This window comes from Caballeronia sp. (assembly GCF_028292365.1).
Lineage (GTDB): Bacteria > Pseudomonadota > Gammaproteobacteria > Burkholderiales > Burkholderiaceae > Caballeronia.
This window is the reverse complement of sequence record NZ_JAQGMM010000461.1, coordinates 1-10,403: the sequence shown is the minus strand read 5'-3', so window position 1 is coordinate 10,403 and position 10,403 is coordinate 1. Positions and strand designations below refer to the sequence as shown.

8 protein-coding genes are annotated in these 10,403 nt (G+C 60.7%); 4 read left to right on the top strand and 4 right to left on the bottom strand.

Annotated features, from left to right (window positions below; translation table 11 throughout):
• Positions 1 to 501 precede the first annotated feature (501 nt).
• Both JWR14_RS27055 and cydB read left to right on the top strand, forming a co-directional pair.
• Positions 502 to 1,977 carry a cytochrome ubiquinol oxidase subunit I gene (locus JWR14_RS27055; protein WP_299714800.1) on the top strand — a complete coding sequence of 492 codons (1,476 nt, stop codon included), beginning with the start codon at positions 502 to 504 and terminating at the stop codon, positions 1,975 to 1,977.
• Positions 1,974 to 2,981, top strand: a complete 1,008-nt coding sequence (gene cydB / locus JWR14_RS27050) for a cytochrome d ubiquinol oxidase subunit II (protein ID WP_299714797.1) — start codon at positions 1,974 to 1,976, stop codon at positions 2,979 to 2,981. The genes JWR14_RS27055 and cydB overlap by 4 nt, the downstream gene beginning before the upstream one ends.
• 81 nt (positions 2,982 to 3,062) lie before the next feature.
• On the opposite strand, the gene JWR14_RS27045 is transcribed toward cydB, so the two are convergent.
• From JWR14_RS27045 to JWR14_RS27035, 3 genes are all read right to left on the bottom strand, one after another.
• On the bottom strand, positions 3,063 to 3,548 hold the full coding sequence (locus tag JWR14_RS27045; protein ID WP_299714794.1) for a hypothetical protein: 486 nt from the start codon (positions 3,546 to 3,548) through the stop codon (positions 3,063 to 3,065).
• Between the two features lie 28 nt (positions 3,549 to 3,576).
• On the bottom strand, positions 3,577 to 4,140 hold the full coding sequence (locus tag JWR14_RS27040) for a peroxiredoxin (RefSeq protein ID WP_299714792.1): 564 nt from the start codon (positions 4,138 to 4,140) through the stop codon (positions 3,577 to 3,579).
• A 106-nt stretch (positions 4,141 to 4,246) separates the two neighbouring features.
• The gene (locus JWR14_RS27035) at positions 4,247 to 5,611 is read right to left on the bottom strand and encodes an EAL domain-containing protein (RefSeq protein ID WP_299714789.1); all 1,365 of its coding nucleotides are present in this window, start codon (positions 5,609 to 5,611) and stop codon (positions 4,247 to 4,249) included.
• 635 nt (positions 5,612 to 6,246) lie between these two features.
• Between JWR14_RS27035 and JWR14_RS27030 the strand changes: the two genes are divergently transcribed.
• On the top strand, positions 6,247 to 8,262 hold the full coding sequence (locus JWR14_RS27030; RefSeq protein ID WP_299714786.1) for a bifunctional diguanylate cyclase/phosphodiesterase: 2,016 nt from the start codon (positions 6,247 to 6,249) through the stop codon (positions 8,260 to 8,262).
• Positions 8,263 to 8,481: 219 nt separating this feature from the next.
• On the top strand, positions 8,482 to 9,957 hold the full coding sequence (locus JWR14_RS27025) for an HDOD domain-containing protein (protein WP_299714783.1): 1,476 nt from the start codon (positions 8,482 to 8,484) through the stop codon (positions 9,955 to 9,957).
• A gap of 90 nt (positions 9,958 to 10,047) precedes the next feature.
• Here JWR14_RS27025 and JWR14_RS27020 read toward each other — a convergent pair.
• On the bottom strand, positions 10,048 to 10,403 hold a 356-nt coding region (locus JWR14_RS27020; RefSeq protein WP_299714780.1), incomplete at its 5' end, for a hypothetical protein.

The following is a 10,403-nucleotide window of genomic DNA, read 5'->3' as shown; positions in this document are numbered from 1 at the left end:
ACGCCGGCGATTAGCAACAGAAACCACGACATGGAAACTCCCGTCTAAAACGGGGTCGTCCCCGATGTGTTCAGAAGCGCGCAGGGTCGTCCATGCGGCATGTAATAGGAGCGTAATTATACTGATATGACGAATGAGTCGCTCGCCGGCCACCCGACAATTACCGGCATTGGCACCGGTATCGGCCCGTGTTACACCGCTTTTTACGTCAGGATATAAGAAGTACGAAAAGCTGAAATAACCCGCAGCAGCCTTGCCGCGAACGCCTTTATGCCTGCGTTAATCCGTTAGAGCGGTGAATGCATCATCGAATGACAACATGAAATAGGAATGTCCTTTCACCAAAACCTGCTTTAATCTAAACCAGTACGCAGCGGTCGATGCGTGAAACACGGCCGCGATCAGGCACGACACAGCGCCCACAGTGCTGGATTCGCGCGTCTGGACGCGGACGGCGCGCCGCAGAATCAACCCATTTGAAACTTCTCACCGGGAGTGTTCATGGAGTTAGATGCCGTTTTGCTTTCGCGTTTCCAGTTTGCCTGGGTAATTGCGTTTCACATCCTGTTACCGGCCTTCACGGTCGGGTTATCGTGTTTTATCGCGACGCTGGAACTGCTCTGGTGGATCACCAAACGGGACGTGTACAGGCGGCTTTCTGCGTTCTGGCTGAAAATATTCGCGGTTTCATTCGGCATGGGCGTGGTGTCGGGAATCGTGATGCCGTTCCAGTTCGGCACCAACTGGAGCCGGTTCACGGATGCCACCGCCAGCGTGATTGGCCCGCTCATGGGTTACGAGGTGCTGACCGCGTTCTTTCTCGAAGCGGCGTTCCTCGGCGTCCTGCTGTTCGGGCGCAAGCTCGTACCGCAATGGGCGCACGTGCTGGCCGCGGTTTTCGTCGCGTCGGGGACGGTGATCTCGTCGTTCTGGATTCTCGCGGTGAATAGCTGGATGCAGACACCGGCCGGCTACAAGATCCTTCCCGACGGCCGCTTCGAAGTCACGAGCTTCTTCGACGCCATCTTTACGCCCTCCTTCCCTTACCGACTCGGCCATACGGTCAGCGCCTTCCTGGTGACGGCCGCGTTCGTGATTCTTGGCGTAGGCGCGCTTTATTTGCGGCAGCGTCGCGCGCTCGAGGAAAGCCGCGTAATGACCAAGATGGCGCTGATCTTTCTGGTGATCATGGTGCCGGTGCAGATGGTTATCGGCGATGCGCACGGTCTTAACACGCTCGAACATCAGCCGGTCAAGGTCGCCGCAATGGAAGGCCTGTGGGACACCAGTTCGCCCGCGCCCGCCGCCATCTTCGCGATTCCCGACCAGGCCAACGAGCGCAACGATTTCGAAATTTCGATACCGGTGCTCGGCAGCATCTACCTCACGCACAGTCTGAACGGCACGGTGCGCGGCCTGAAAGACTTCCCGCGTGAGGACAGGCCGAACGTGGCGGTCGTGTTCTTCGCGTTCCGGATCATGGTCGGTATCGCGTTGCTCATGTTCGCGCTGGTGCTCTCGGGCATTGTGCTGTTCGCGCGCGGCAAGCTCGAGACCAGCACGCGCTGGCTGCGTTGCGCCACGTATGGCATGCCGCTCGGGTTTATCGCCGTGCTGGCGGGGTGGACGACGACCGAAGCCGGTCGACAGCCGTGGACCGTGTATGGACTGATGCGCACCAAGGACTCAGTCACGCCGTCGCTGACAGCCGGCGATGTCGGGCTCTCGTGGCTGCTCTATGTGCTCGCGTATATCGTCATCTTCGGCTCGGGCTTCATCCTGCTGCGGCGCCTCGTGCGGATCGGTCCCGCCGACGAACACGTCGATACCGACAACGACCTCCTGCAACCGGAAACGCGCGCGGCGCGGCCGTTATCGGCGGCATCGGCTAGCGCGTCCGCTGGTTCATCGGGCGGCGCGAGCGCGGTCAAATCCGTCGGCGCGGACGACGTCGTTCCCCCTTCCAGGAGATCATGATGCTCGACCTCGTACCGATGTGGGCCGCCATCCTCGCGCTCGCGGTATTCATGTACGTGCTGCTCGACGGCTTCGATCTCGGCGTGGGCATGGTATTCCTGATGCGTCGAGACCCCGTTGAACGCCAACTGATGATCAACTCGGTCGCTCCCGTCTGGGACTTCAATGAAACCTGGCTGATCCTGGGCGGCGGTGGCTTGCTCGCGGTCTTCCCGCTCGCGTTCGCGATCATCGTTCCGGCGGTCTATTTCCCCATCCTGCTGATGCTGCTCGGCTTGATCTTTCGCGGCGTGGCGTTTGAATTCCGCGAAGTGGTTGGCGCGCGCAAGTGGATCTGGGACAGCGCGTTCGGGTACGGTTCACTGGTCGCAACGTTCTCGCAGGGCGTTGTGCTCGGCATGTTCATGCAGGGCTTTCCCATTCACGGACGCGTGTTTGCCGGTACAAGCTGGGACTGGTTTGCGCCGTTTCCGCTGCTGACGGGTGTCGGGTTGATTTTCGGTTATGCACTGCAGGGCACGACCTGGCTCGTGCTCAAGACGGAAGGCGAGTTGCAGGAATGGGCGCGTGGCATGGCCAAGAAGGTGCTGTTCGGAGTGGTCGCGTTTATCTTGCTGATCAGTATCTGGACGCCGCTGAAGGACGCGCGTATATCGGCACGCTGGTTCAGTTTTCCGAACAGCTTTGTGTTCGCGCCGGTGCCGGTGCTGACGGCGCTGCTGATCTGGACATTGTGGTCGGCGCTCGAGAAACGCAAGGAAGTGGTCCCGTTCATGTGCTCGATCGGTTTGTTCTTCCTGGCCTTCACAGGACTTGTGATCAGTCTTTGGCCTTTTATCGCGCCACCTTCGGTGACGTTGTGGGATGCGTCCACGACGCCGCTCTCGCAGCAGTTCCTGCTGATCGGGACGATGTTCCTGCTACCCGTTATCGTGCTTTATGTGGTGTGGTCGTATTGGGTATTTCGCGGCAAGGTACGGGGCGACATGGGGTATCACATGTAGCGCGCTCCCGGCAGTGAATAAGTCCGGACACGGCCAAGCGCCGTATCTGGACTTATTAGACGCTGGCTCGAACGAAACCTGTCACAAAGTCTGAGCCGCGGCCTTCTCCAAAATCCGGCTCCACTTGTGCGCCTCGCGCCGGTCCTGCATGGGCAGGTTCCAGCGTGGCTGCGTCGTATCCTTCACGTTCAGCGCGACTTGCCAGACGCTCGCCGCTCCCGACCCACCCGGCGCGCCCGGTTCCATCCGCGCTCCATGCAGGTCCGCAAAAATATACATGCCGACCTGGCCGCCTACCCGCACCTCGCACAAACGCTTGGCCGCCGCGAGCCGCACGCCGCCCCAATCCCGCTTGAGTTCGTGCGTCCAGTCGCCATCGTGAACATTCGGTGCGACTTCCTTCCATCGCAGCCAAAAATACACAGCAATGCTCACCACCACCAGCGCCGCGATTACCGCAGCACCAACCGCAACACTCACACCGAACGCCGCCGATAACGCGTGAAACGACCAAAACGCACCGTAGATCACGGCAACCAGGACAACGAGCGCAACAATAATCGGCATCGATCAAAACCTTACAGGGCGGGTCATGTTATTGGGTCTTATGCTTCTCGTTCCAGTCTTTCAGCGCCTGCAGCGTGTTCGCCACATGCTTGTCCGGCGACAGGCTCGTATATTCATAGATCACGGTACCGTCCGGCGCGATCACGTAGGACACGCGATTAGCCATGGAACTGACCAGCGGCATGGTTGCATCGTATTGCTTGATGATCTTCGCGTCGCCGTCGGCGGCGACCGGGAATTTACTCCGGCATTCGCTCACCGAAAACTTCTTCAACGTGTCAATGTTGTCGTGCGATACACCAATCACCGTCGCACCCAGAGCCTTGTATTCATCGACGGCATCAGCAAACTCATGCGCCTCGATCGTGCAACCCTTCGTGAACGCAGCCGGATAAAAATACAGGACCACGGGCCCCTTCTTCAATTCGCTCGCGAGCGAGTAGTCGTACACGTTGCCGCCAAGCGACGCCTGCGCGGTAAACACCGGCGCGTGATCGCCGGGCTTCAGGGTTGCATAAGCCACCAGTGCGTACACCGCCAGAGCGGCGCCCAGCGACGCTCCCAGCATTCTCCCAGCAAACTTTCGCTTCATGAGACTCCTCTATTTTCGTGACCCGCGCACGACAGGACGAACAACGGAACCGCTCCGCTCACGTAAGAAACCGTAAAAAACGCAGCAAACGTAATACCTGCAAACCCTACTCAACCCGATGCGCACCAAACCACGTAGCCGCCTCGAACTGCAGGTCGGCGAGCACGGCCGGCGTCAACACCTTGAAATCCACGCTTGAACCGATGCTTGGATCGAGCTCCGGCGCATCGCCTCTTTCCGTCGCCTGAGAGAGTCGCAATAATGCACCGAGCGGACCTTGGCCATCGACGATCGCAGCCCCCATTTCTTTCGATAACTTCAGCAAATCCATGATCTCGGCCGGTGGTAAATCGACCACCACGTGCACGAGCGAAAAGATGCCGGTCATGAAGGCGGCATCGGCGAATTCCTCACTCGATGGCCACATGACCCGCGCCGCCAGTTCCATGAAACGCGCGCGGGTCCCGACCAGTTGCACCAGCGGATCCGAACGCCACGGCAAATGGCGGCCATCGGCGTAGAGCAGCAACTGGGTCCAGCGCGAAATCTGCCGCGTGCCGGTCGCGGCAATGGCCTCGCGCAACGACGACACCGGCCGGCTCAGTTTGAACGCGCTCGAATTGGCCAGCCGCAGCAACTGCACGACCACATTCGGATTGAGCTTCAACTCGGCCTCGAGTTCGCTGATATCAGGCTCCCCCGACAACACACCCAGAAGACGCAGCAATGCCGTACGCGACGGATTCGAGCGGCGCGTGACAAGCACTTGCGGACGGGCGAAAAAGTACCCCTGAAAAAGATCAAAGCCAAGCTTGCGGGCTGCTTCGAAATCCTGATACGTCTCGATCTTTTCTGCGATCAGCGTCTTGCCATGTTGCTTGAGCGTGGCCGCGAGTTCAGGCAGTTCGTCGCGCTGGGTAGCAAGGAAGTCGACCTTCACGTAATCCACGTAAGGCAACGCCTCATGCAAGGGGTCGGTGAGCGACACGACGTCGTCGAGAGCGAACTGGAAACCGGCCGCGCGTAACTGGGCGCAGCGCTTGAAAAGCTTGGCGTCGAAGGTGACGGTTTCCAGAATCTCGAGCACGAAACGCTCGGGCGGCATGATGTGGACGATGTCGTCGAACAGCAGGTCGCGGTTCATGTTGACATAACCGCGGTGATCGCCAAGCACCGCCGACAAACCGATCTCGCCGACCGTTCGCGCGACGACATGGGCAGTGGCCTGCACATCGTCGAAAATGCGCGCGCGATTGTCCGGACCGTCGCGAAAAAGCAGTTCGTACGCGTGCAGCGCACCGTTGCAATCGATGATCGGCTGGCGGCCGAGATAGACGCTTTCCGGCTCGCGAAGAACGGGCGCGGCAAGCTTGGCCGCAGTCTTCGCCACGGGAGCGTCCACGGCATTGTGCGCGGCGCGCCGGGTCCGGTTCCGATCAACCGGCGGCATGAATGGACCGGCTGCGTTCATGCGCGATCGCAGGCTCAATGCAATGGGAGGCCGTCGCCGACACCTCGCACATCGCAGTGCGTGCGTTCAGGGCGTTCAATATGCCTGGCTTCAGGGCCAGCTCCGGCAATCGGCTTGGGGACACGATCATGGCGTGCAGCAATGGGACGATGTTGACTGAATGACGACCAGACAGCGGGTTAGCTTGAGAGGTTGGCTTAAGGGCTAGTTCAAGGATTCAGCTTCAATATCCAGCTTACAAACACAAAAGAGCGACACAAGAGCGCAATCAGCGCGATCAACGCCCGGACAGCAGCCAGACCATAGCTCAACACCGCGCTTGGCGGACCCGCTGACCGGTTCAGGTTTCGTAACCATCAAGCCGCACTCTACCCCAAATCGTGATGTCGACAAATTGCGTGAAACCCGCCGGGGCCGTGGCTCGCGGGCGCTCCGCTATTCCTCTAAAGAATTTCGGGACATAACCGTTAACTTGCAAAGAACGCGTCCGAGTCGCGGTTACCGGATATTACGGTGGCTCCCGCCCGCATCACCGGACCATCAACAGCCGATGCCCGATGAGAGCGCGCTGGCCGGACAGCGTGCGCCGCGCCCCTATCGGCCCGGCGTGCAATCAGACAGGCTATAACCGAAACATGTCAGTAAAACGGATCACCGCCCAGCGCTTGAATGCATGGATCGCCCTAGCCGGCCAAACCAGCGCCGCCGTTTGCGCAACTGTCAGGACGTTGATCGCAACCGCGTTGCCAAGCTGCATGGTCAGGTTCGCCACAGTGGAAGCCACGCCCGCGCCCATGCTGGCCACAGGTAGCCGTGACCCTCGGCCACGGCCGCTCGCCCTCCCCGGGTCGGTGCCGCACGGTGCACGAGGGACTAAAACAGGACGGATCGTCCCGGTTTCGGCTTCGTCCGCGCCGCTTCATCTATTGCATCCGGCCGCGGTGAATGAAGTTGAGCCCACCCCAAGCGTCGCCACGGAAGCCACCCTCGCTGTCGTCGACTTCGTGGCGCAAGTGGATGCGTCACTGCGGTTTTGCTATGTGTCGGCGGGGAGCATCGAGTTCCTGGGTTATCACCGCGACTACCTGAACTCGCTCACGTTGCATGAGCTCGTGCCCTCGCACGAAATAGATGAACTCGATGCGCTCGTCGCGCGCGCGCAACAAAGCGGCAAGCTGGAGACCGCGACGCTGCATCTGCTGAAATCCCTCACCACGCCGATCCTCGTCGAACTGCGGATCCTCGCCACGCACGCGCCAGATCTGGCCGGCTTCGCGCTCGCCGCGTTTGAGGTTTCGCACTGGCGCGACCGCGAAACCGCGCTGCAGCACACGCTGCATCACGATTCGCTGACCGGCCTCGAGAACCTGACAGCGCTGAAAAGCGCGATTGATGCCGCCCAGGCCGAGGCGGTTCACACGGGCACGCATGCAGCGCTGCTGCTGGTGGATATCGACGACTTCCAGCGCATCAACCGCGCACTGGGGTACGACGCAGGCGACGACATGCTGCGTGAGACCGCGCGCCGCATCCAGCACGCAGCACGTGCCGGCGAGCATGTGGCGCGGGTGGGCAGTGACGAATTCGCCGTGCTGCTCTCGGCCGGCACCTCGGCCGAGGCAGCCACGGCTGCCGAGGATGTCGCGCGGCGCGTATTGAGCGCGATTGCGCAGCCCTACCGGTACCGCGGACAACATACGCATTTATCGGCGAGCATAGGAGCGGCCATCTTCCCCGACGAAGTCGAGCAAGAGAGCGGCAGCCTGCTGCGCATGGCCGACCATGGACTGGCTCAGGCGAAAACGTCGGGCGGCAATATCGTCGTGTTCCACGTTCCTGACGACGACCCCCGCAACGCCGCGCGATTGAACCTGGAAGCCGATCTTTACGAAGGCGTGCGCAACGGCGAGTTTTCGCTGCACTTCCAGCCGATCACCGAAAGCCGCGGCGGCGGCGTGGTCGGCGTGGAGGCGCTGATCCGCTGGCACCATCCGGTGCACGGCCTTGTCCCCCCGGCAGCTTTCATTCCGCTCGCGGAATCGATCGGCCTGATCAACTATCTTGGCAACTGGGTGCTCAAGGCCGCGTGCATGCAATTGGTGCAGTGGGACAGCGAAGGTTTCGTGCTGGACTACGTTTCAGTGAACGTCTCGCCGCAACAATTCCGCGACAAGCGTTTTACGCAGAACGTGAAAGACGCGCTGCAACTGACAGGTCTCGATCCACGTCGGCTCGTGTTCGAAATCACGGAAAGCCTGCTGATGCATGATCCGGAAGAAGCAACCCGCTTGCTCGAAGCGCTGACGGCGCTTGGCATTGCGTTCGCTGTAGATGACTTCGGTACCGGCTATTCCAGCTTGTCCTATCTGCAGCGCTTCCCGCTTTCGAAGTTGAAGATCGATCGCAGCTTCATCGAAAACCTGCTGACCTCGCGCAACAACCAGGCCATTGTGGCCGCAGTCGTGGGCCTGGCAAAATCGCTGGGGCTCGAACTCGTGGCGGAAGGCGTGGAGACAGAGGCGCAGCGTGAACTGTTGATCGAGATGGGCTGTGACCAGATCCAGGGATGGCTGATCAGCAAAGCGCTGCCCGCCGGCGACCTGATGCGTTGCTTTCAGGATAAAACGCTCTTTCTCCAGGCGCCTTTATAAGATACCGTCACGTTTTTGCGTCGGCAGGACCCAAGATCCGGAGCTATTACAGCGTTTCATTAATGATCTGCTGTAAAGCTTCCGTGTGAGCGCGCCGTTATAGGGTTTATGCAGGATTTAAGCGGGCTTTTTTCCGCGCGTTACACTTCGACCCAGGTCGACGATTCAAGCCGTTCCGGGCACCCGGTCGGGAACGTGTAAGGCATTCACACCAATCGCATGGCAAGCAATTCCAAAGCCGAATTACTGGACAAGCTGTGGGGCCGCATGAGCGAGCGCGGAGACTTTCCGATGCTCTCGCAGGCTCTGCGCACCACCGTGTCCGCAATGAGCGACGACGACCTGGACTTTACAGCCCTGGTCCAGGTCGTTCTGTCCGACTTCGGCCTCACGCAGAAGGTGTTGCGCCTCGCCAACTCCGCGATGTACATCTCGTTCGGCGGCAACATCACCACCGTGACGCGCGCGTTGATGGTGCTCGGGATGGACGCGGTCGGCCATCTGGTGGTCGGGCTGAAACTGGTCGATCACTTTCATCAAAGCGCGCCGCGACGCATCGACGCCAAGCTCGAACTCAACCGCACGCTGCTGTCCGGCACGGTTGCGCGGCAAGTGACCGAGCACAGCGAGTTCCGGGCCTCGGAAGAAGCGGTGGTTTGCACGCTGATGCGTCAGATCGGCAAGCTGCTGGTGGCGTTCTATCTCGAGACCGAATGGGATCAGTTGCGCCGCAAGGCTACGGCCGAGCAGATCAGCGACAGCCTCGCGTGCAGCACGTTGCTCGGCGTCACCTTCGAGGAAATCGGCATGGAGGCCGCGGACCGCTGGCGTCTGCCGGAGACCATCCGCACCGGGATGCTGACCCGCGACCCGCTCGCCCCGATCGATGAAAAAACGCCGCGCCATGTGCGCTGGCTGCAGGCCGTCACCAACTATTCCACCGAAGTCGCCGATGCGCTCACCGCGCAGCATGTCGACGAGACACATCGCGAGTCGTCGCTGGTGGATATCGCGAACCGCTATAGCCGTGTGCTGCTGACCGATGCCGCTACGCTCGCCGCAATGAGTCTTGCGCTCGCGAACGAGGACTCGAACGACGGCGTCATGCGGGAGATTGTGGAACTGCGCGCAGACGCGGATGCCATCGCGCGCGCGGGGTTATCGGCGGAAGCGCGGATTGCGGCCGGTCTTGAGGACTTGCGCTCGCTGCCGTCGAAGAACGCGCTGAGCGCCGTGCTTGCGCTGGCGTCGGAAGCGGTGCTGGCCGGGCTTGCGTTTTCGCGCACGGTGGTATTCGTGCGCCAGTCAAACAATGAGTTCCACGCGCGGCTCGGATTGGGGGCGGGCGTGGAAGCGCTGCTGCCGTCGCTGACGTTTCCCGCGGCGTTCGAGCCTGACGTGTTCCATCTGGCGATCTCGAACCCGGTCGGGATTTTTATTGAAAATGCTCGCGATCCGCGGATTGAAGCGCGATTGCCGCGCTGGTTCAAACCTTCATTCGGCGATGCCCACGCATTCGTGCTGCTGCCCGTGAAGGCGAATGGCACGACGGTGGCCATGCTATACGGCGACTGGACGCAAGCGCAGCACGTACGCAAGATCACGCAGCCAGAAATGGCCGCGCTCAATGAACTCATGCGCGAGCTGAGCCGCTTTTTTTCTAACGCGGACTGGAAGGAAGTGGAGTTGCTTTAACGTGGCTTGCCCTTTCATCGCGCTGCCGGTTCATGATCACAAACCGGCAGCGCGAGTTGCTCGTTCACAAGCTCGTTCTCAAGCGCCTCCTCACTCGCGCCAGAGTATCGCCACCGCCTGGTCGCCGTACTCCACGATGTACCCGCCATGCTCGCGCTGCCATTCACGCGCGGCGTCGGCACCGGCAAACCACACCTTCTCGTAGTCACCGAAAGCGCCCGCATCGAAGCGGTATCGATCGATGAAGGCAGGCTCTCGCGTATCAAGTTCCGGCTTGCAAGCGTCCCAGCCAAAATGACCCAGCTCCACCGCCAGCATGTTCAATACGTGCTTGAGCTGAACCTCAGTGCGCGTTTTGTGAAGCTCTGCGAGCGTCCAGGCACGGGTTACGCCTTCGGCCAGCATGCGTCGCACGATGGGCATCGCCGTGCTTGTATCGTCCGCTT